The sequence below is a fragment of the Streptomyces sp. NRRL S-1022 genome (genome assembly GCF_000720135.1).
In the GTDB taxonomy this organism is placed as follows: Bacteria; Actinomycetota; Actinomycetes; order Streptomycetales; family Streptomycetaceae; genus Streptomyces.
In genome coordinates, this window is the sequence record NZ_JOIU01000003.1 from 21,381 (window position 1) to 41,808 (window position 20,428).

Annotated in this window: 20 protein-coding genes; 14 read left to right on the forward strand and 6 right to left on the reverse strand. The window is 71.6% G+C overall.

All coding sequences use genetic code 11. From position 1 onward, the window contains the following. Nucleotides 1-85 precede the first annotated feature (85 nt). From IG05_RS0103490 to IG05_RS46640, 5 genes are all read left to right on the forward strand, one after another. A complete protein-coding gene (locus IG05_RS0103490; protein WP_420707557.1) occupies nucleotides 86-2,308 on the forward strand; it encodes an ATP-dependent DNA helicase UvrD2 in 2,223 nt (740 codons plus the stop codon). 164 nt (nucleotides 2,309-2,472) lie between these two features. Next, a complete protein-coding gene (locus IG05_RS0103495) occupies nucleotides 2,473-2,796 on the forward strand; it encodes a hypothetical protein (protein ID WP_030338958.1) in 324 nt (107 codons plus the stop codon). Nucleotides 2,797-2,970: 174 nt separating this feature from the next. Next, nucleotides 2,971-3,339, forward strand: coding sequence for a WhiB family transcriptional regulator (locus IG05_RS0103500; protein WP_030338959.1), 369 nt, complete (start codon nucleotides 2,971-2,973; stop codon nucleotides 3,337-3,339). Continuing rightward, entirely contained in the window at nucleotides 3,336-3,659 is a 324-nt protein-coding gene (locus IG05_RS0103505) for a hypothetical protein (protein ID WP_030338960.1), read from the forward strand. Before IG05_RS0103500 ends, IG05_RS0103505 begins: the two co-directional genes overlap by 4 nt. A 135-nt stretch (nucleotides 3,660-3,794) precedes the next feature. Then, nucleotides 3,795-4,007 carry a hypothetical protein gene (locus IG05_RS46640; protein ID WP_030338962.1) on the forward strand — a complete coding sequence of 71 codons (213 nt, stop codon included), beginning with the start codon at nucleotides 3,795-3,797 and terminating at the stop codon, nucleotides 4,005-4,007. Between the two features lie 60 nt (nucleotides 4,008-4,067). On the opposite strand, the gene IG05_RS0103515 is transcribed toward IG05_RS46640, so the two are convergent. From IG05_RS0103515 to IG05_RS0103525, 3 genes are read right to left on the reverse strand one after another with little or no spacing between them, the layout of a single operon-like run. Then, nucleotides 4,068-4,475 (reverse strand): HEAT repeat domain-containing protein, encoded by a 408-nt coding sequence (locus tag IG05_RS0103515; protein WP_107051281.1) that lies wholly within the window; start codon nucleotides 4,473-4,475, stop codon nucleotides 4,068-4,070. Nucleotides 4,476-4,517: 42 nt separating this feature from the next. Beyond that, the gene (locus tag IG05_RS0103520; RefSeq protein ID WP_030338965.1) at nucleotides 4,518-5,972 is read right to left on the reverse strand and encodes an ABC1 kinase family protein; all 1,455 of its coding nucleotides are present in this window, start codon (nucleotides 5,970-5,972) and stop codon (nucleotides 4,518-4,520) included. Continuing rightward, nucleotides 5,965-7,179, reverse strand: coding sequence for a TOMM precursor leader peptide-binding protein (locus IG05_RS0103525; RefSeq protein ID WP_030338967.1), 1,215 nt, complete (start codon nucleotides 7,177-7,179; stop codon nucleotides 5,965-5,967). Before IG05_RS0103525 ends, IG05_RS0103520 begins: the two co-directional genes overlap by 8 nt. Nucleotides 7,180-7,498: 319 nt before the next feature. Here IG05_RS0103525 and IG05_RS0103535 point away from each other — a divergent pair, with 319 nt between their 5' ends. From IG05_RS0103535 to IG05_RS0103550, 4 genes are all read left to right on the forward strand, one after another. Beyond that, on the forward strand, nucleotides 7,499-8,104 hold the full coding sequence (locus IG05_RS0103535) for a M48 family metallopeptidase (protein ID WP_063760067.1): 606 nt from the start codon (nucleotides 7,499-7,501) through the stop codon (nucleotides 8,102-8,104). A 147-nt stretch (nucleotides 8,105-8,251) separates the two neighbouring features. After that, on the forward strand, nucleotides 8,252-9,931 hold the full coding sequence (locus IG05_RS0103540; protein WP_030338970.1) for a TerD family protein: 1,680 nt from the start codon (nucleotides 8,252-8,254) through the stop codon (nucleotides 9,929-9,931). Between the two features lie 11 nt (nucleotides 9,932-9,942). Beyond that, nucleotides 9,943-10,623 carry an AIM24 family protein gene (locus IG05_RS0103545; protein ID WP_030338972.1) on the forward strand — a complete coding sequence of 227 codons (681 nt, stop codon included), beginning with the start codon at nucleotides 9,943-9,945 and terminating at the stop codon, nucleotides 10,621-10,623. Nucleotides 10,624-10,640: 17 nt separating this feature from the next. Beyond that, nucleotides 10,641-11,396, forward strand: coding sequence for an AIM24 family protein (locus IG05_RS0103550; protein WP_030338974.1), 756 nt, complete (start codon nucleotides 10,641-10,643; stop codon nucleotides 11,394-11,396). A gap of 60 nt (nucleotides 11,397-11,456) precedes the next feature. Here IG05_RS0103550 and IG05_RS0103555 read toward each other — a convergent pair whose 3' ends face one another. Next, on the reverse strand, nucleotides 11,457-11,978 hold the full coding sequence (locus IG05_RS0103555; protein ID WP_030338976.1) for an NUDIX hydrolase: 522 nt from the start codon (nucleotides 11,976-11,978) through the stop codon (nucleotides 11,457-11,459). Continuing rightward, nucleotides 11,975-13,420: a zinc-dependent metalloprotease gene (locus IG05_RS0103560; protein ID WP_030338979.1), complete on the reverse strand. Its 1,446-nt coding sequence runs from the start codon at nucleotides 13,418-13,420 to the stop codon at nucleotides 11,975-11,977. The genes IG05_RS0103555 and IG05_RS0103560 overlap by 4 nt, the downstream gene beginning before the upstream one ends. 192 nt (nucleotides 13,421-13,612) lie before the next feature. On the opposite strand from IG05_RS0103560, the gene IG05_RS0103565 reads away from it, so the two are divergent. The 4 genes from IG05_RS0103565 to IG05_RS0103580 all read left to right on the forward strand — a co-directional run bounded on the left by IG05_RS0103565 (nucleotide 13,613) and on the right by IG05_RS0103580 (nucleotide 16,768). Then, a complete protein-coding gene (locus tag IG05_RS0103565; protein ID WP_030338980.1) occupies nucleotides 13,613-14,722 on the forward strand; it encodes an SDR family oxidoreductase in 1,110 nt (369 codons plus the stop codon). Between the two features lie 123 nt (nucleotides 14,723-14,845). Continuing rightward, nucleotides 14,846-15,307: a molybdenum cofactor biosynthesis protein MoaE gene (locus IG05_RS0103570; RefSeq protein WP_030338981.1), complete on the forward strand. Its 462-nt coding sequence runs from the start codon at nucleotides 14,846-14,848 to the stop codon at nucleotides 15,305-15,307. A 139-nt stretch (nucleotides 15,308-15,446) separates the two neighbouring features. Further along, the gene (locus IG05_RS48255) at nucleotides 15,447-15,620 is read left to right on the forward strand and encodes a hypothetical protein (RefSeq protein WP_199808239.1); all 174 of its coding nucleotides are present in this window, start codon (nucleotides 15,447-15,449) and stop codon (nucleotides 15,618-15,620) included. 50 nt (nucleotides 15,621-15,670) lie between these two features. After that, nucleotides 15,671-16,768: a PDZ domain-containing protein gene (locus IG05_RS0103580; protein WP_030338982.1), complete on the forward strand. Its 1,098-nt coding sequence runs from the start codon at nucleotides 15,671-15,673 to the stop codon at nucleotides 16,766-16,768. A 72-nt stretch (nucleotides 16,769-16,840) separates the two neighbouring features. On the opposite strand, the gene IG05_RS0103585 is transcribed toward IG05_RS0103580, so the two are convergent. Continuing rightward, nucleotides 16,841-17,383 (reverse strand): PPA1309 family protein, encoded by a 543-nt coding sequence (locus tag IG05_RS0103585; RefSeq protein WP_030338986.1) that lies wholly within the window; start codon nucleotides 17,381-17,383, stop codon nucleotides 16,841-16,843. A gap of 164 nt (nucleotides 17,384-17,547) precedes the next feature. Between IG05_RS0103585 and IG05_RS0103590 the strand changes: the two genes are divergently transcribed. Continuing rightward, nucleotides 17,548-20,412, forward strand: a complete 2,865-nt coding sequence (locus IG05_RS0103590; RefSeq protein ID WP_234335762.1) for a UPF0182 family protein — start codon at nucleotides 17,548-17,550, stop codon at nucleotides 20,410-20,412. Nucleotides 20,413-20,428 lie beyond the last annotated feature (16 nt).

Genomic DNA, 20,428 nt, shown 5'->3' on the forward strand with positions numbered 1-20,428 from the left:
GGGTGTCCCGTGATTAATACGACCGCGAGCCCCTGCCTGTGGACAACCGGCGCAGCCGCCCCGGGCGACCTGGCAGCATGGCTGTGTGACAGCAGCAACGCACTCCACTCTCTTCCCGCAGGGCACCGGTGACTCCCCGCAGCCGGGGCCGCCGAGTGACGCCGACGCGGTGCTCCAGGGGCTCGACCCCGAGCAGCGCGAGGTGGCCACCGCCCTGCACGGACCGGTGTGCGTCCTGGCCGGAGCCGGCACGGGCAAGACCCGGGCCATCACCCACCGCATCGCCTACGGAGTCCGCGCCGGCATCCTGCCCCCCTCCAGCGTGCTCGCCGTCACCTTCACCAACCGCGCCGCCGGAGAGATGCGCGGCCGGCTGCGCCAGCTCGGTGCCCAGGGCGTCCAGGCCCGCACCTTCCACTCCGCCGCCCTCCGCCAGCTCCAGTACTTCTGGCCGAAAGCGATCGGCGGCTCCCTGCCCCGCATCGTCGACCGCAAGATCCAACTCGTCGCCGACGCCGCCGCCACCCTCGGCACCCGGCTCGACCGCAACGAGCTGCGCGACGTGACCGCCGAGATCGAATGGTGCAAGGTCACCCAGACCGTCCCCGCCGACTACCCGTACGCGGCTGCGAAGGCCGGCCGTGAAACCCCCCGCGACCCGGCCGAGATCGCCCATCTCTACACCGCCTACGAAGACCTCAAGCGCGACCGCGCCGTCATCGACTTCGAAGACGTCCTGCTGCTCACCGTCGCCATCCTCCAGGACCGCAACGACATCGCCGAACAGGTCCGTGCCCAGTACCAGCACTTCGTCGTCGACGAATACCAGGACGTCAGCCCGCTCCAGCAGCGGCTGCTGGACCTATGGCTGGGCGACCGTGACAACCTGTGCGTCGTCGGAGACGCCAGCCAGACCATCTACTCCTTCACAGGAGCAACGCCCGACCATCTCCTCGATTTCCGTCTGCGCCACCCCGGAGCCACCGTCGTCAAACTGGTCCGCGACTACCGCTCCACCCCCCAGGTCGTCCACCTCGCCAACGCCCTGCTCACCCAGGCCCGAGGCCGCGCCGCCGACCACCGGCTGGAACTCGTCTCCCAGCGCTCCCCCGGCCCCGAACCCGTCTACACCGAATACACCGACGAACCCGCCGAGGCCGAAGGCGCCGCCCGCCGCATCCGCGAACTGATCGACGCCGGCGTCCCCGCCGCCGAGATCGCCGTCCTGTTCCGCACGAACTCCCAGTCCGAGACCTACGAACAGGCACTCGCCGACGTCGGCGTCCCCTACCAGCTGCGCGGCGCCGAACGCTTCTTCGACCGGCCCGAGATCCGCAAGGCCGGCATCGCCCTGCGCGGCGCCGCCCGCTTCGGCGGCAACGACTCCCTCCTCGACGACGTCGTCGACCTGCCCGGTCAGGTGCGCGCCGTCCTCTCCGGCGAAGGCTGGACCAGCGAACCCCCGGCCGGCTCCGGCGCCGTCAGGGAACGCTGGGAATCCCTGGCCGCGCTCGTCAACCTCGCCCACGACCTCGCCGCCGCCCGGCCCCGGGCCACCCTCGCCGACTTCGTGACGGAACTGGAGGAGCGGGCCAACGCCCAGCACGCCCCCACCGTCCAAGGCGTCACCCTCGCCTCCCTGCACGCCGCCAAGGGCCTGGAATGGGACGTCGTCTTCCTCGTCGGCATCGCGGAGGGCATGCTGCCCATCACCTACGCCCGCACCGACGAACAGATCGAGGAGGAACGCCGCCTCCTCTACGTCGGCGTCACCCGCGCCCGGGAACGCCTCCACCTCTCCTGGGCCCTGTCCCGCTCACCGGGCGGACGCCCCAACCGCCGGCCCAGCCGGTTCCTCGACGGACTGCGCCCCGGCACCACCCCCACCGTCGGACACACCGGCGCCGGCGTGGGCGCGGGCGTCGAGCGCGGCATCCCCGCAAGCACCGCCACAGCCCCCCGGCGCGTCCAGCGCACCCCGGCCCGCTGCAGGGTCTGCGGCCGCACCCTCACCGACGCGGGCGAGATGAAACTGATGCGCTGCGCCGACTGCCCCTCGGACATGGACGAAGGACTCTACGAACGGCTCCGTGAGTGGCGCGCGGTCCAGGCCGAGCGCAGCGGCCAGCCGGACTTCTGCGTCTTCACCGACCGGACCTTGATGGCCATCGCCGAAGCATGCCCGGAAAGTCCCGCCGAGCTCTCCCGCATCCCCGGCGTCCTCAGCCGCAAGCTGCGCAGCTACGGAGCCGACGTTCTGGCCATCTGCGCAGGCCAGGAGCCCGGCCAGGACGACGGCGGCGACTGATGCCAACTCGTCGAAAAAATAGTTTGCGCATGCGCCAGCAATCCCCATAGGTTCTAGGCACGGAAACGGCGGGCCTTCTCGAAGGCCCGGTTCCGTGTTGTACTTGCATATCCGAACGGACTGGCTCACCCCAGTCCCAGAGACGCCGAGAGGAGGCGAGTCCAGTGATCAGCATCAACATCAGCAACACCGTCAGCGCGGCCAAACTGACCGATCGCTCGACCGTCTCCACGTGCATGCTCGGCGCCTCGAACCAGGGCACCGGTCTGTCCGGCATCCGTGCCGTGCGTCCGGCGTCCTCCGTTGCCCTCGCGGGTCTTCCCATCCGTGAGCGCAACGAGCGACCGACCAAGGCACTGGAAGCGGTAGCGGCACAGGCACACGCCTATGCCTTTGCGGCGGCCGGTGCCGGATTCCGGAAGCAGACGACGCAGCACCACCTGATGTGGGCCTTCCGTGGGCCAGAACCCTGGAGTGATCCGGCCTGATCGTCGATCAGGCCGGCGCCTTCAGGGCCGCGGAACCCCATCCGGGATCCGCGGCCCTTCTGTTTGTCCCGAACGGGGACGACGGAGCGAAGGGGCCTCGGGACAAGGAAAGAACCCGGTACCACGCCGACACCCGGTCAACCGGCCGGAACGACCAGACGAGGAAGACCAATCGTGCAACTCGAAGCGCACGCCCCGTCCGTACCGCCTTCGCAAACGATCCCCCCGCCCGGCCTCACGGAGGACCCCACCTTGATCCCCCTCACCGCGCTCACCGCGCTCGACGACGCCATCGAGAACCTCGGCGTACCCGTCCCCTGCCGCTCCTACGACCCGGAGGTCTTCTTCGCCGAGTCGCCGGCGGACGTGGAGTACGCCAAGTCCCTCTGCCGCACCTGCCCGCTGATGGAGGCCTGCCTCGCCGGCGCCAAGGAGCGGCGCGAGCCCTGGGGCGTCTGGGGCGGCGAGCTCTTCGTCCAGGGCGTCGTCGTCGCCCGGAAGCGGCCGCGCGGCCGCCCGCGGAAGAACCCGGTCACGGCATGAACACCGCAGGAACGATCGATCGCCCCCTCACGCACGACCCCAAGAAGCAGGCCCCGATGAAGCCGTCCACCAGCGAGCCCGCCGGCTCCGCGACCCCAGACTTCACCATCACCGGCGCGACCGAAGTGCGCCAGAACAGGAACCACGAGATGCAACTCATGCAAGAAGCCCTGGCTCGTGCGCATATGCACGACCGGCTCCATGACGCGGTGAGCGAACGCCGGGCCATACGCCTGGCCGCCGCCCGGCGGATGCAGCGCCGGGCCGAGCGTGCCTCGCTGCGCGCCCGCCGCGCGCTCGCCATGGCCGTCATGCAGTAGAGAACACACCTGAGCAGCGGTGGCCTCCCGGACAGGGAGGCGAAGCTACCCCGCGGGGGCCGGTCCGGCAGAACGGACCGGCCCCCGCGGTGCGTTGCGCGGGCGGTCCGCCGACCCCGGGGTTATCGTCACCGGGTGACGAGTCCTCCCGGCGGAAGTGATCAGGACGGCTCCGCCGCGGGGCGCCGTCGCCTCGCGTGTGCCCGCTGCGGCACCCCCGCCGACGGCCCCCCACCGGCCACCTGGACCTGCTCCGTGGAGAACGGCATCCGGCAGTACTTCTGCGCCGCGTGCTCGCGGGAGAACCTTCGGGCCATCGAGGGGCGGCTGGACTCGGCCTGGTGGTGAGAACGCTTCTCCGGGGGCCCTCAGTGCTGCCCTCCTCCGCCTCGCCCGCATCGATTCAGATCAACACCGTGTGCCGTCCGTCCACATCGAGACATGTGCGGCGCCCCGACGGACGGCTTCTTCCGGGTCCCGGGCGAGCCTTCCGCAGGCCGCTGCGACGCCCGGCAGACCGTCCGGCCCCACGAGCGCGTCGTGCACCCCGGTCCGCAGCCAGTCAGCCTGGTTGTCGTCGGCTTCGGCGACCGCCAGAGCGATGAGCCTGACGGCGGCCGGCGTTCCCACCCGGGCCAGGGCCTGCGCCGTCTGTCGGGTCACCGCCGTGTCCTCGACGTCCAGCAGCAGCCCCACCAGCGCTTCCGCGGCCTCGGGAACATCAGCGAAGGAAGCAAGATCCCGCCCGGCACGGACACGTTGCGTCCATGAAGGAGACGACGCCTCAGCCAATGCCGCCTCCCACCCACCCGTCATCTCTGGCACCACCGGACAGCACCGAACCCCGGGCACGCCGGATCAAGTCCCCGCGGCCCGCTCCTCCTCGCCCGAGTCGTCCTCGGCCACGCCGTCATCAACCGGGCCTTCTTCCATCGGATCATCCCCGACCGGGCCGTCCTCGGCCACGTCCTCCTCGGCCGCCTCCGTCGCGAAGCCCGGCAGCCACTCCGCCAGTTCCTCGCGCAGCCGCACCGTGGCGCCCAGTTGGCACAGGACCCCGATGGTGCTGAGGGTCACCCGGTGTATCAGCAGGTAGGCCGGCGGCAGGTTGAGCTGCTTGCCGAGCTGGTAGGCGGGGGAGCGGGGGTCGGCGATGCGGGCGGCCTGGCCGCGCATCCAGGAGCGGGTGAAGGTGAACGCCTCCACCCGGGCCGGTTCGATGATCGGCATCAGGTAGTCCAGGACCGCGTCGGGGTCCAGTGTGATGTTCTCCTTGACGAACCCCTCGGCACGGAGCAGCTCGTAGACCGTCTCGGCGTCGCCGTCCAGCGTCATCCGCAGGGAGGTGCCGATCGGGTCCGGCAGGCCGCCCGGGAGCCGGTCGACCGTGCCGAAGTCGAGGACGCCGAGGCGCCAGTCGTCCGCGCCGTTCGGGCCGCCGGGCAGCAGCCGGAAGTTGCCCGGGTGCGGATCGGCGTGCAGCAGGCCGGTGCGGGCCGGTCCGGAGAAGAGGAAGCGGGCCAGGAGCTGGCCGGCCCGGTCGCGCTGCCGCTCGGTGCCGTCCGCGATGATCTCGGACAGCGGGATGCCGTCGATCCACTCGGTCACCAGGACCTGCTCGCTCTGGTGCACCACGGCCGGGACGACCACGTCCGGGTCGTCGGCGAACTCCTCCGCGTGCGCGGCCTGGGCCTGGGCCTCCAGGGCGTAGTCGAGTTCCTCGGAGACGCGGTCCCGCAGCTCCGCGATCAGCGGCTTGATGTCCATGCCCGGGATGAGCGGGCCCAACAGCCGGGCGAAGCGGCTCAGTTGGCCGAGGTCGGAGAGGAGTGCCTCGCCGGCTCCCGGGTACTGCACCTTGACCGCCACCTCACGGCCGTCGTGCCACACCGCCCGGTGCACCTGGCCGATCGAGGCCGCGGCGGCCGGTTTGTCCTCGAACTCCTCGAACAGGTCGCGCCAGTCCGGCCCGAGCCGTTGCTCCAGGACGGAGTGCACCGTGCGGGTCGGCATCGGCGGGGCCGCGTCCTGCAGCTTGGTCAGGGCCGCGCGGTAGGGACCGGCGACCTCCTCGGGCAGCGCCGACTCGAAGACGGACAGTGCCTGTCCGAACTTCATCGCGCCGCCCTTCAGCTCGCCGAGCACCTTGAACAGTTGCTCCGCCGTGCGCTGTTGCAGCTCGCGGCCGACGATCTCCGCGGACTCGCCCACGATCCGCTTGCCCAGCCCCCAGGTCGCCCGGCCGGCGAAGCCGAGCGGGAGCGCGGCGAGCTTGGCGGTCCGGGTGACCGCCTTCCGGGGAAGATCAGACATGCGCCCTCCAGGTCCCAGTCGGCCGTGCCGCGCCCGCTTCGCGTCGCCGCTCCGTCGACGGCCGTTGCACCGCCATTGTCGCGCGCGGCTGCCCGCCGGCTGCGGAGTACTCCCGATTACCTCGCTGCGCTGCCCCGCAGTCGCATTCCGGATGCGGCCGGACCGGCCGGGCGCGCCAGCTCAGACCGGGCAGGGACACCTCCCAGCGGGTGCCCGCGCCGGACGGTGTTCCTCCGTCGAGGAAGGCCAGCGCGTGGGCCGCCGCGAGTCCGGCCACCGCCGTGGCCAGGGTCAGGTCGCAGGCCCCGACGCGGCGGGCCCGGCCGGACCGCCACTGGGCGACCAGCCGGGGCCAGGCCGGGTCGCGGTCCGCGCGGTCCCGGTGCAGACAGCCGGCGCAGGCCGACTCGCCGGGCAGCACGAGCGGGCCGACGACGCCCGTGCCCTCCACCACACCGGCGTACAGATGGGGTGTGCCGGAGGTCATGAGCGGTTCGGCGGTGAACGGGTCCGGGGCGTGCACGGCGACGTCGTCCCGCGGCGCGAAGATCACCAGCGAGAGGCCGGGGTCCTCGCTGCCGGATCCGGGGGAGTGGGCGTGGCGGGGCGGGCGGTCGGGTGCGGCGCGGCGGACGGCGGCCCGCGCCGCCGCGTCCCGGCGCTCGCCGAGCGATTCGGCGGGCAGTCCGCCCGGTGCCACGTCCCACGGCTCGACGCGGCCCACGTCGCGTACGTCGACCTCGCCGACGCCGGCGCCGGACAGGACCGATGCCAGCAGGGCGCCGACCCGGCCCGCTCCCCGCACCCGCACCCGCAGGGCGCGCCGGGCCGCGAGCCGGGCCGGGCCGCCGCCGGGCTCGGGAGTGAGGAGGGACAGCGAGGCCAGGTCGGGGCGCAGCCGCTCCAGGACGTCGGTCTTCTCGCGCAGCGCCTGCGCGGCCGGGCCGCCGCCGCGCGCGTCGTCTACCAGGCCCGCGCGGGCCAGCCGTTCGACCAGGGCGTCGACCTGGCGGGGCGGTACGTCCGCGCGGCGGCCCTCCTCGCGCAGCAGCGGCAGCCCGCGGGTGCCGTCGAGCAGGTCGAGGAAGCTGCCGGTCGCCGTGTCCACCGGGCCGAGCGTGACGGCGTGCGCCGGGGTCATCCCGAACTGCACGGTGTCGAGATCGCGCCAGCCGCGCCGCAGTGCGGGCTTCACCACCGGATGCATGACTGTCCCCCGTTGCCTGTGTCCGTCGTTTCCAGTTTCCGCCGCGTCCGTCATGTCCGGTACATCCGTTGTGCCGGATGTATCCGTCGGCGGCGGGATCGGTCGCGGTCCGCCGACGTCTGCCAGGATGCCGGGTCCGGGGCCCGGGCGTCGGGAGTTATCCACAGGCGGGGGATGTTCGTCATACTGATCAGCCGGGGCGAAGTCGTGCAAACCGGATGCGCGGATCGGTCGTACGAATCAAGCACATGGTGGGGGATCGGCGGCCAACCGTCCCACGGCCGGGACTTTGCCCGCGCCCACCGGGTAACGTCGGGGCGTGCCCGCCGACCCACTGCACCGCGCCGGTCAACCACAGCGCAGTACGACGAGCCAGCCGCCCGGCGGCTCGGGGGCGAGCGCGATCGAGGTCCGCAGGAGTGCCCGGCGCCGCCGGACGGTCTCCGCGTACCGCGAGGGCGATCGCACCGTCGTGCTGATCCCCGCCCGGATGTCGAAGGCGGAGGAGCAGCGCTGGGTGACCGTCATGCTCGACAAACTCGCCGCCCAGGAGAGCCGGCGGGTGCTGGGCGATGCCGCGCTGACCGAGCGTGCCGAGCGGCTGTCCGCCCAGTACTTCGACGGCCGGGCCCGGCCCGCCTCCGTGCGCTGGGTCACCAACCAGAACACCCGCTGGGGGTCGTGCACCCCGGCCGAGGGCAGCATCCGGCTCTCGCACCGCCTGCAGGGCATGCCGGAGTACGTCGTGGACTACGTGCTCTGCCACGAGCTGGCGCATCTGCTGGTGCCCGGTCACGGCCCCGACTTCTGGCGCCTGCTGGAGGCCTATCCGCGCACCGAGCGGGCCCGCGGCTACCTGGAAGGGGTGGTCGCCGCCGCGCGGCTGCCGCACGTGCCGGGCGCGCGGGACGACCAGGGCTCCTGACACCCCCCGCGCGGGCGGTCACGTCAGCGGCCGGGAGCGGTTGTGTACCGGGTCTGTACCGACGACGACCCTTCGGGGCCGTGGCCGGTCTTTGCCGTTAGCCTGGCGCGACGCACTCACATTCGGGATGGGGGACGGTCGTAACGCATGGCCAGGGAATTCCAACGCGGCCACAAGGCCAGGATCAGTGACCTCACGGCGGGCACGGATCTGTACGTAGGCGTGCAGATCTCCGCCCCCGGACTGACCTTCGACATCAGCTGCTTCGGTCTGGACGCCGACGAGCGTCTCTCGGACGACCGGTACTTCGTCTTCTTCAACCAGCCGAAGTCCCCGGAGGAGTCCGTCCAGCTGCTGGGCGCACAGGCGGGTGACACGGAGTCGTTCCGGGTCACGCTCGACCGGATCCCCTCGCACATCCGCAAGCTGTCCTTCACGGCGACCCTCGACGGCGCCGGGCAGATGTCGCAGATCGCTCCCGGGTACCTGCGCATCGTGGCGGGCGGCGAGGAGGTCGCGCGGTACTCCTTCAGCGGCGCGGAGTTCTCCACCGAGCGGGCCGTGATGCTCGGTGACTTCTACGTCAAGGACGGGTGGCGGTTCGCCGCCGTCGGGCAGGGCTTCGACGGTGGTCTGGAGGCGCTGCTGAAGCACTTCGGCGGCGAGGTGCTGGAGGAGGAGGCGCCCGCCGCCCCGCAGCAGCAGCCGCAACCGCAGCAGGGCGCGGCCCCCGGGTTCGCCCCGCCCGCGTTCGGCGCCCCGGCCACCCCCGGACCCGCCACGGTCGCTCCCGTACCCGCACCGGCCGCCCCCGCCCCGGCCCCGCAGCCCGCCCCGCAGGGCTTCGCGCCGCCGCCCGGCCACACGCCTCCGCCCCCCGCCCCCGCGCCGAACGTGCACGCCGCACCGACGGTCGTCGGCCCCCTGACCGCGCCCCCCGGCGGCCCCGTCCCGCCGCCGGCCGCCCCGGCCCCCGCGCCCTACGGCCAGCCGCCTCAGCAGCCGTCGTACGGCGGCCACCCCGGCGCGCCGCTGCCCCCGGGCTACGGCCGGCAGCCCGCCCCCTACGGAGCCCAGCCGGCCCCGCCCATGCCCCCGGGCTACGGGCAGGTTCCCGGCCAGCAGCCCGCCCCGTACGGAGTGCCGCAGGGCGCGCCCCAGGGCGGTGCCGGTGTGACGGCCGCGCTCCAGGCGTTCAAGGAGACGCCGACCGGTCAGCGCTGGACCCAGCAGAACAAGAAGCTGATCCGCGTCGACCTCGGCGCCGGCGGCCAGCCCGTGCTGGCCAAGCAGGGCAGCATGGTGCTCTACCAGGGCAAGGTCGACTTCAGCTACAAGGGCGCCGGGTTCGCCGGGCGCATCGTCGGCAACGCCACCGGCCAGGAGATGCAGCTGATGCGCTGCACCGGCCAGGGCCAGGTGTTCCTCGCGGAGAACTCCACCCACCTGCACCCGGTCGAGCTGCAGGGCGACGCGATCTGCGTGTCCGCCGAGAACGTCCTCGCCTTCGACGAGAGCCTCCAGTACGAGGTCCGCCGGATCGAGGGGCACGGCATCCCGGGCGGCGCGCTGTTCACCATGCAGTTCCAGGGCACCGGCACGATCGTCGTCAAGACCCACGGCACGCCCGTGGTGCTGCCGGTCACGCCGACCACCTTCGCCGACTGCAACGCCGTCGTCGCCTGGTCGGCCGCCTCCCAGGTGATCGTCTCCAGCCAGGTCCGGATGCGCCGCAACGCCTACCCGGGCGACACCGGCGAGAGCGTCAACCTCCAGTTCCGGGGCGCGCCCGGCAACTTCATCGTCGTCCAGCCGTACGAGGTCTGAGGGAGCCCGTCATGAACCAGCCGCTCGCGGGCTTCGCCCCCGCACCCGTCACCGCCCGCATGGAGAACCACGGCAGCCACATGCTGAAGGTCGCCCTGCAGACCGGGAACGACCTCCTCGCGCGCGTGGGGTCGATGGTCGCCTACGAAGGCTTCATCCAGTACGAGCCGAACCCGCCGGCCGTCCGCCAGATCGCCCGCGACTGGGTCACCGGCGAGGGCGCGCCGCTGATGAAGTGCACCGGCGACGGCCTGCTCTACCTCGCCGACTACGGAGCCGACGTCGTCGTCATCAACCTCAACGGCGACGGCATCTCCGTCAACGCCACCAACCTCCTCGCCTTCGACGCGCACCTGACATGGGGCGTCGAGCGCGTGAAGGGGCTCGCGAAGTTCGCCGGGCAGGGCCTGTGGAACACGAAGATCTCCGGGCAGGGCTGGGTCGCGCTGACCTCCCGGGGCAAGCCGATCGTCGTGGACTGCGGCGGCGGCGAGGACGAGACGTACGTCGACCCGGACGCCCTCGTCGCCTGGTCGCCCAACCTGAAGGTGAAGGGCAAGCGCAGCTTCAAGGCGCAGTCGCTGATCGGCCGGGGCAGCGGCGAGGCCTACCAGATGGCCTTCTCCGGCCAGGGCATCGTCGTCGTCCAGCCCAGCGAGGACAGCACCGACCGCCTCCGGTTCCGGGGCTGAGGGGGAGCCAGACCACCATGCAGAGCCCGCTTTTCGCGCACAACGACGTCCAGACCCAGGAACGCTGGAGCCTGCAGAACGCGCAGATGCTCCGGATCACTCTGGAGGGCCACGACGACCTCCTCGCCCGCAAGGGCACCATGGTCGCCTACCAGGGCCTGGTCGAGTTCGACGCCGAGTACCGCAGCAACAACCAGGCACGCGCGCGTGCCCTCACCGGGGAGGGCCTGGACCTGATGCGCTGCCACGGCCAGGGCACCGTCTACCTCGCCAACCTGGCCCAGCACGTGCACATCATGGACGTCGAGCAGGACGGGCTGACCGTCGACAGCTCCTACGTCCTCGCCATGGACTCCTCGCTGCACCACGAGGTCATCGCCGTCGACAGCCTCCACGGTGTCTCCGGCTCCGGGAAGTACCAGCTCAACATCACCGGGCGCGGCAAGGTGGCCCTGATGACCTCCGGCGCGCCGCTGCTGATGCAGGTCACGCCCGACCGGTACGTCAACTGCGACGCCGACGCGATCGTGGCCTGGTCCACCGGGCTGCGCGTGCAGATGCAGGCCCAGACGCACTCCTCCGGCGTGTGGCGGCGGCGCGGCACCACCGGTGAGGGCTGGGAGCTGAGCTTCATGGGCTCCGGGTTCGCGCTCGTGCAGCCCAGCGAGCTGCTGCCGCCGCAGAACGCCGTGATCGGACAGGGCCTGGCCGCCCAGTTCGGCATGGGCCAGCAGGGCGCGCGCGGCCAGAACCAGGGCAACGTCTGGAGCTGAGCCCCGCCGGGACCGACGACGTGTAAGGGGTGACCGCATGGGCGGTCACCCCTTACCTCGTCAGAGCCTCGCGTGCGTGGCCTGCAGCAGGCGTACGACGGACTCGTCGGCCACGCCGGCCACCTCGTCGTACGCGTACCAGCGCAGGTCGAGGGACTCGTCGCTGATCTCCTGCACCGCGCCGGGCGGGGCCAGGACCGCGTACTGGACGTCGAAGTGCCAGTGGCACGGCGCCGGGATCGGATGCCGGTCCAGCCGTACCGGTCCGCCGGGCAGCAGCGTCAGCCCGGGGATGCCGGACTCCTCCGTCGCCTCACGCAGGGCCGCCGCCGCCAGCGTCGGGTCGCCCGGCTCGCAGTGGCCGCCCATCTGAAGCCACATCCGCAGCTTCCGGTGCAGGGTGAGCAGCACCCGGCCGCGCTCCGGGTCGATCACCAGCGCGCTGGCCGTGACGTGCCCCGCGTGGCAGGCCTTCCACATACCGTCCGGGTGGGCGGCCAGGTGGTCCAGGTAGGCCTGGCGCAGTTCCGGCTGGCCCTCGTACCCCTTCAGGACGAGGACCGCGTCGTCGTACAGGCTCACTCGGTGTCGTCGTCCTCGGTCTCGCCGTCGTCCTTCTTGCGCAGGTCCGGCTTGCCGTGGGAGCCGTTCGCCGCCTCGCCGAGCATCTTGTCCAGCTCGGAGAAGTCCAGCTGCTCGCGGTGGACGAACCCGTCCGGGTCGTCCAGGTCGGTCGCGGTCGGCAGCATGTCCGGGTGGGCCCACAGGCCGTCCCGGCCGTCCACCCCGCGCGCGTCCGTCAGCGACGCCCACAGGCGGGAGGCGTCCCGCAGCCGGCGCGGCCGCAGCTCCAGGCCGATCAGCGTGGCGAACGTCTGCTCCGCCGGGCCACCGGTGGCCCGGCGGCGCCGCAGCGTCTCGCGCAGGGCGTCGGCGGACCCCAGACGCGGCTTCGCGGCGGCGTGGACCACCGCGTCCACCCAGCCCTCCACGAGCGCCAGAGCGGTCTCCAGACGGGCCAGGGCGGCCTTCTGCTCGGGCGTGTCCTCCGGCTGGAACATGCCCTGCTGGAGCGCGTCCTGCAGCTGCTCGGGGTTCTGCGGGTCGAACTGGCCGACCACGTCCTCCAGCTTGGCCGTGTCGACCTTGATCCCGCGCGCGTAGCCGTCGACCGCGCCGAACAGGTGCGAGCGCAGCCACGGCACGTGCGCGAACAGGCGCTGGTGGGCGGCCTCGCGCAGGGCCAGGTAGAGCCGCACCTCCTCCTGGGGCACGCCCAGGTCCTTGCCGAACGCCTCGACGTTGGCCGGCAGCAGCGCGGCCTTCCCGGCCGGGCCCAGCGGCAGGCCGACGTCGGTGGAGCCGACGACCTCGCCCGCGAGCACGCCCACGGCCTGCCCGATCTGCGTGCCGAACATGGCACCGCCCATCGAGCGCATCATGCCGATCAGCGGGCCCGCCATGGCCTGCATCTCCTCCGGCAGGACGTCGCCCATGGCCGCGCCGACCCGCTCGGCGACCGGGTCGACCAGCTCCTGCCAGGCGGGCAGGGTCGCCTCGACCCACTCCGCACGCGACCAGGCCACCGCCGAGCCGGAGCCCGACGGCAGGGACGTCGCGTCGTCCAGCCACAGGTCGGCCAGGCGGACGGCCTCCTCGACCGCCTTGCGCTCGGCCGGACCGACACTGGCGTCCTTCGAACCGTCCTGGGCGCCCTGCGCGACCGTCTGGCGGGCGATCTGCTTGGCCATGTCCCAGTTCACCGGCCCGCCCTCGTACGAGAGCATCTGCCCGAGCTGCTGGAACGCGGCGCCCAGGTCGGTGGGGTTCAGGGAACCGAACATGGCTGCGAGCGGATTGTCGGCGCCGGGGCCGCCAAAGCCGCCGGCTCCGGGCAGGCCGCCGAAACCGAACGGATTGGCCGGTCCCTGCCCACCACCGCTCTGCTGGTCCTTCTTCTTGCCCTCGTCGCCGTCTTCCGGCTCCTCCGGCGGAAGGCCGAAACCGAATGGGGTGTCACTCACGGGATTCCTCGGCTGGTAAGGCCACCGGTTGCGATCCGGCGGCGCGGCTGCCCGACAACACCACCCAGCGTAGACACCCGGACCCGATCGGGCCTCGGTGCTTCGCCTGCGGAAGGCCTGCGGCAGGATGGATGCACCTGGTACGTACGCGTCACCCGCGCCCGTACTGAAGACAACCGCTGGAGACGCCCGGTGAGTTCCCCAGATCCGCAGGTTCGCGCAGCGCGAAACCCCTCAACCCCTCCCGCCGTGCGCGGGCCCGTCGTCGCGGTGACCGGCGCCGCCACCGGGGTCGGCGCCCTGCTCACCGAGCGGCTCGCCGCCTCCGAGGAGGTCAGACAGGTCCTCGCCATCGACGAGCGGCGCGGCGAGTGCGCCGGTGCCCAGTGGCACATCCTCGACGTCCGCGACCCCGCCATCGCGGACAAGCTGCGCGGCGCCGACGTCGTCGTCCACCTGGCGCTCGACCTCGACCTGGAGACCGATCCGGCGGCACGCACCGCTTACAACGTCCGGGGGACGCAGACCGTCCTGACCGCCGCCGCGGCGGCCGGGGTGCACCGCGTGGTGCTGTGCACCTCCGCGATGGTCTACGGCGCGCTCCCGGACAACGAGCTGCCCCTGTCGGAGGACGCCGAGCTGAACGCCACCGCCGAGGCGACCGGGGTCGGCGACCTGCTGGAGATCGAGCGGCTGGCGCGCCGGGCGCCGCGCGCGCATCCGGGCCTCAACGTCACCGTGGTCCGCCCGGCCGTCCTCGTCGGCGGCACCGACACCGCGCTGACCAGGTACTTCGAGTCGCCACGGCTGCTGGTCGTGGCCGGGTCGCGGCCCGCGTGGCAGTTCTGCCACGTCGAGGACCTGTGCAGCGCCCTGGAGTACGCCGTCCTGGAGAAGGTCGAGGGGGAGCTGGCCGTCGGCTGCGACGGCTGGCTGGAGCAGGAGGAGGTCGAGGAGCTCAGCGGCATCCGGCGGATGGAGCTGCCCTCCGCGGTCGCGCTCGGCGCGGCGGCCCGGCTGCACCGCATCGGCCTCACCCCGTCCCCGGCGGGCGACCTCGCGTACACGATGTACCCCTGGGTGGTCAGCGGGAGCCGGCTGCACGACGCCGGGTGGCGGCCGAAGTGGACCAACGAGGAGGTCCTCGCCGAGCTGCTGGAGGAGGTGTCCGGGCGGCACACGGTGGCCGGCCGGCGGCTGGGGCGCAAGGACGCGACGGCGGCCGGCGCGGCCGGCGCGACGGTCGCCCTGCTGGGCGCCGCGGCCGTCGTACGGCGGGCCCGCAAGGCCCGCCGGCGCTGACGCGACCGGCCCAGGGCCGGAAAGGGACCGCACGCGCGTCGTAGGACACTCCAAGGCATCCCGCGCGCGTGCCGGGTGAATCTCGCATTCCCCGGTGTCCGAGGCGTACGGCACGATGGACGCATGGCACTCACGAACGACCACCCCGGTGAGCGGGCGGCCCAGGATCCCATCAAGCTGATCGCCGTCCGCGAGACACCGCTCTCCGTGGACGAGGTGTTCCGGGCCGTGGGGGACGACGCGGCCGGCGGCGTCGCGCTGTTCGTGGGCACGGTGCGCAACCACGACGAGGGCGCCGACGTGGACGCGCTCGGGTACTCGTGCCATCCCAGCGCCGAGGCCGAGATGCGGCGGATCGCCGAGAAGGTCGTCGCCGGCCACCCCGTGCGGGCGCTGGCCGCCGTCCACCGGGTGGGCGACCTGCGGGTGGGGGACCTCGCCGTCGTCGTCGCCGTGGCCTGCCCGCACCGCGCGGAGGCCTTCGACGCCTGCCGCATGCTGATCGACGACCTCAAGCACGAGGTGCCCATCTGGAAGCACCAGAGGTTCTCCGACGGCACCGACGAATGGGTCGGCGCCTGCTGAGGCCGACCCGAACGGGTCACACACGGCGCACGAACCCCTGCGGTTGCGTAACCGGCACCCTCGCGTGAGCGTTGTCCATGCGGATGGTTAATCTGCTCATCAGTCAGTTGCGGACGCTCATGGTTTGAGGGAGGTCGGCATGGGGGTGCTTGTCTGGCTGTCGATCCCGCTGGTGGCCGCGGTCGGTGGCGGACTGTGGGGCAGTTGGGCCAACCGGACCCGCAAGGCCCGCAGCGACGGTCCAGAGCTGGACGGATACGCCCGGTTCCGGGAAGTCATGGAGAAGTCCCGCACGGGCGCGCGCGGCGCCTGACGGGGGTGCCCTGACGGTGCGCCGACAGGGGCGTCCCGTACTGTCGTGCCATGCCACGCCGCACCGCGACGATGCTCGCCTCGACCCTGATGCTGATCGCGCTCCTGTGCGCGGGAGTGCTCATCCCCGTGCCGTACGCGGAGATGTCCCCCGGCCCCACCGTGAACACGCTCGGGGAGCACGACGGCGAGCCGGTGCTGCAGATCTCCGGCCACAAGACCTACCCGGCGGACGGCCACCTCAACATGACCACCGTCCGGGTCACCAGCGCCGACTACCGGTTGAACCTGGTCGAGGCCGTCTACGGCTGGCTCGCGCACGACAGCAAGATCGTCCCGCACGACACGCTGTACCCGGACGGCAAGACGGAGGAGCAGTCCACCCAGGAGAACGCCGAGGAGTTCAGCCAGTCCCAGGAGAGCGCCAAGGTCGCCGCCCTGAAGGAACTGGGTATCCCGGTGCGGTCCTGGGTGATCGTCTCCACGGTCGTCAAGGGCTCCCCGGCCGAGGGCCGGCTGCACGCCGGTGACGTGATCAAGGCCGTCGACGGCGCGGCCGTCAGGCAGCCGGCCGACGTCGCCAAGCTGGTGACCAAGCACAAGCCCGGACAGAAGGTCGTCTTCACCGTCGTCCCGGCCAAGGAGCAGGCCGCCGCCGAGAAGGCCGGCAGGACGGCGACCCGGACGCAGGACGTCACGATCACCACCGCGACCTCCGGCGACAGCGGAGCCAAGCGGGCCATCGTCGGCATCTCCGCCGGGACCGACCACACCTTCCCGTTCGCCATCGACATCAAGCTCGCCGACGTCGGCGGGCCCAGCGCCGGCCTGATGTTCGCCCTCGGGATCTACGACAAGCTCTCCCCGGGCGACCTCACCGGCGGCACCTTCGTCGCCGGCACCGGCACCATCGACGACAACGGCACCGTCGGCCCGATCGGCGGCATCGAGATGAAGACCGTCGGCGCGCGCGACAAGGGCGCCCGGTACTTCCTGACCCCCGCCGACAACTGCGCCGCGGCCGCCAAGGACACCCCGGGCGGACTCACCCTGGTCAAGGTCAGGACCATCGGTGACGCGCTCGGCGCGCTGAAGGACATCCGCAGCGGCGACACCGCCGCCCTGCCCACGTGCACCACCAAGGGCTGAACCGGCCCTGACACGGCGGGGGGCGCTCCCTGACCACCAGGGGCGCCCCCGTCGTCGTACCGCGGGACGGGATCAGTCCGCGAAGGTCGCCACCAGGGCCTCCGCAAGGCCCGGCACCAGATCGGGGCCGGTCAGGACCTCCGTCGGGGAGTCCTTCTCGCGCAGCCGCAGCGCCGACTCGCGGCTGCCGTCGCGCAGCACGGCCACCGTCATCCGGACCTCCTGGCGCTCGGGGTGCTCGGCCACCCACCTCGCCAGCCCGGCCTCGTCCAGACCCGAGGGGACCTGCGCCTCGGCGGACGGCGGCAGCATCAGGCGCTCCACGGCGAGCGCGCAGCCGGTCACCGCGTCGGGCCAGGCGATGGTGCCGAGGAACTCGTCGAGCGGTTTGCCGGACGGGATCTCGTCCTGCTCGATCGGGGTGAGACCGACGGTCTCGGACTCGTCCTGCAGGCCCAGCTGGGCCGCGAGCGACGGTTCCTGAACCCGCAGCCGTGCGGTGTCTACGAGGGCGAAAAGGCGAGCTGGCTGGTCCCAGCCGAGGCCGGAGACGTACTCGTCGATCTCTAGTACGGCCCGGGTGAGCGGGCTCGCTGCCATGGGAGTGTTGGACATGGTCACAATCCTGCCTCGTTCAGGGCCGGAATCGGGAACCGAGTAAACCGTGAGTAAGTTGCATAGGTGTGGGCCCGCGATCACGGGGGGCCACGGCGGGCCCGCGAACCCGGGGGTCTGACGGATCGACAGCGAACTTCGAGGTGCGCACCTTGGCTTTCCAGATGCCGGACCGTGGCGGAGGCCCGACGGGGCCACGGATCAGAGCGGGCCGCCCGTCCCGGAGGGTGAGGACCCTGCTCGTGACACTGGGCGTCCTCGCCGTCCTCGGCATGGCGTTCACCATGTTCGCGGGCTTCTGGACGGACTGGCTGTGGTACCGGTCGGTGCACTACTCGTCCGTGTTCACCACCACCCTGTCGACCAAGATCGGGCTGTTCTTCGTCTTCGGCCTGCTGATGGCGGCCGCGGTCGGCCTCAACATCTGGCTCGCGCACCGGCTGCGGCCACCGCTGAGCGCCATGTCCATGGAGCAGCAGAGCCTCGACCGCTACCGCATGGCCATCGCGCCGTACAAGAAGTGGCTGCTGCTCGCCGTCACCGCGCTGGTCGGGCTGATCGCGGGCGCCTCCGCGTCCAGCCAGTGGCGGACCTGGCTGATGTGGGTGAACGGCGTGCCCTTCCACGAGAAGGACCCGCAGTTCCACCTGGACGTCTCCTTCTACGCGTTCGACCTGCCCTGGTACCGCTTCCTGCTGGGCTTCGGCTTCGCCGCCGCCATCCTGTGCCTGATCGCCGCCGCGCTCACCCACTACCTGTACGGCGGGCTGCGCGTCACCAGCCCGGGCGCGCGCGCCACCGCCGCCGCGACCGGACACCTCTCGGTGCTGCTCGGCATCTTCGTCGCCCTCAAGGCGGTCGCCTACTGGCTCGACCGGTACGGCCTCGCGGTCAAGTCCAGCGACTTCAAGGCGACCGACAACTGGACCGGCCTGCGCTACGTCGACGCCAACGCCTACCTGCCGGCCAAGACCATCCTGTTCTGCATCGCCGTCATCTGCGCGCTGCTGTTCTTCGCCACCCTGTGGCGGCGCACCTGGCAGCTGCCCGTCATCGGCTTCGGCCTGATGGTGCTGTCGGCGATCCTGATCGGCGGCCTGTACCCGGCCATCGTGCAGAAGTTCCAGGTCCAGCCGAACGAGCAGGCGAAGGAGGCGCCGTACGTCCAGAAGAACCTGAAGGCGACCCGCCAGGCGTACGGCATCGACGACGCCAAGGTCACCGAGTACGCGGGCAAGTCCACGACCTCGGACAAGACCACGCTGCGCGGCGACGCGAACGACGCGGCGAGCATCCGGATCATGGACCCGAACATCGTCTCGCCGACGTTCCAGCAGCTCCAGCAGATGAAGAACTACTACGGGTTCCCGACCAACCTGGACGTCGACCGCTACCCCACCACGGACGGCAAGGACCAGGACACGGTCATCGGCCTGCGCGAGCTGAACCTGGCCGGCATCCCGAAGAACAACTGGATCAACGACCACTTCCGCTACACGCACGGCTACGGCGCGGTCGCCGCCAAGGGCACCGAGGCCGACTCCCAGGGCCAGCCGGTCTTCACCGAGTACGACCTGCCCTCCCGCGGCGACCTCGGCACGTACGAGCAGCGGATCTACTACGGCGAGAAGACATCCACCTACTCCATCGTCGGCGGTCCCCAGAAGGAGATCGACTACTCCGACGACAACGGGGAGAAGGCCACCAGCTACCAGGGCGGGAGCGGGGTCAACCTCGACAACCCGGTCAACCGGGCCGCGTACGCGGTGGCGTTCAACGAGCCGCAGATCCTCTACTCGGGCGCGATCGGCAAGGGCTCGCGGATCCTGTACAACCGCACCCCCAAGGAGCGCGTGGAGGCGGTCGCCCCCTGGCTGACCATCGACGGCGACGCGTACCCGGCGGTCGTCGACCACCGCATCCAGTGGATCGTCGACGCCTACACGACGTCGAACGGCTACCCGTACTCCTCGCGCACGACCCTCGGTGACACCACGGCCGACTCGCTGACCGCGACGAACAACTCGCGCGCGGTGGTGGCCCAGCAGAACCAGGTCAACTACATCCGCAACTCGGTGAAGGCGACCGTCGACGCGTACACCGGCGAGGTCAAGCTCTACCAGTGGGACACCCGGGACCCGGTGCTGAAGACCTGGATGAAGGCCTTCCCCGACACGGTGCAGCCGCGCAGCGCCATCTCCGGGGACCTGATGTCCCATCTGCGCTACCCGCAGGACCTGTTCAAGGTGCAGCGCGAACTGCTCACCCGCTACCACGTGACGGACGCGCAGACGTTCCTCACCGGCAGCGAGGTGTGGCAGGTGCCGGACGACCCGACCAACAAGTCGGGCAACGCGGTTCCGCCGTACTACCTGAGCATGAAGATGCCCGACCAGAGCACGCAGGCGTTCTCGCTGTCGACGACGTTCACGCCCAACGGCCGCGACAACCTGAGCGCGTTCATGACGGTCGACGCCGAGGCCGGCACCGGCGACTACGGCAAGATCAGAATCCTGAAGCTGCCGACCAGCACGACGGTCGACGGTCCCAAGCAGGTCCAGAGCCAGTTCAACTCCGAACAGGACATCGCCGCCGCGATCAAACTCCTCAAGGGCGGCGACTCCGACATCGAGTACGGCAACCTGCTGACCGTGCCGCTGGACGGCGGACTGCTGTACGTGGAGCCTGTCTACGTACGCGGCGGTGGACTGAAGTACCCGTTGCTGCGCAAGGTTCTGGTCACCTACGAGGGCCGGACCGCGTTCGAGAACACGCTCGGCGAGGCGCTCGACAAGGTCTTCGGCACCAAGGGCCCGGCCACCACACCACCGGAGACCGGCACCAAGAACCCGCCCAACACCGCCAACCCGACCGTCAGGCAGGCGCTGGAGGACGCCCAGAAGGCCTTCGACGCCGGACAGCAGGCGCTGAAGGACGGGCCCGACTGGGACGCGTACGCCAAGGCCCAGAAGGACCTCCAGGACGCGCTGAAGCGCGCCGAGGACGCACAGTCCAAGTCCAGGGGCTGATCACTGCGCCTCCGCG

Coding starts and splice junctions, on each gene's coding strand:
- IG05_RS0103515 (WP_107051281.1), bottom strand. CDS start 4,475: ATGACGGGTGGGTGGGAGGCGGCATTGGCTGAGGCGTCGTCTCCTTCA.
- IG05_RS0103505 (WP_030338960.1), top strand. CDS start 3,336: ATGAACACCGCAGGAACGATCGATCGCCCCCTCACGCACGACCCCAAG.
- IG05_RS0103590 (WP_234335762.1), top strand. CDS start 17,548: ATGCCGGACCGTGGCGGAGGCCCGACGGGGCCACGGATCAGAGCGGGC.
- IG05_RS48255 (WP_199808239.1), top strand. CDS start 15,447: ATGGGGGTGCTTGTCTGGCTGTCGATCCCGCTGGTGGCCGCGGTCGGT.
- IG05_RS0103550 (WP_030338974.1), top strand. CDS start 10,641: ATGCAGAGCCCGCTTTTCGCGCACAACGACGTCCAGACCCAGGAACGC.
- IG05_RS0103585 (WP_030338986.1), bottom strand. CDS start 17,383: ATGTCCAACACTCCCATGGCAGCGAGCCCGCTCACCCGGGCCGTACTA.
- IG05_RS0103580 (WP_030338982.1), top strand. CDS start 15,671: ATGCCACGCCGCACCGCGACGATGCTCGCCTCGACCCTGATGCTGATC.
- IG05_RS0103540 (WP_030338970.1), top strand. CDS start 8,252: ATGGCCAGGGAATTCCAACGCGGCCACAAGGCCAGGATCAGTGACCTC.
- IG05_RS0103525 (WP_030338967.1), bottom strand. CDS start 7,179: ATGCATCCGGTGGTGAAGCCCGCACTGCGGCGCGGCTGGCGCGATCTC.
- IG05_RS0103520 (WP_030338965.1), bottom strand. CDS start 5,972: ATGTCTGATCTTCCCCGGAAGGCGGTCACCCGGACCGCCAAGCTCGCC.
- IG05_RS0103545 (WP_030338972.1), top strand. CDS start 9,943: ATGAACCAGCCGCTCGCGGGCTTCGCCCCCGCACCCGTCACCGCCCGC.
- IG05_RS0103570 (WP_030338981.1), top strand. CDS start 14,846: ATGGCACTCACGAACGACCACCCCGGTGAGCGGGCGGCCCAGGATCCC.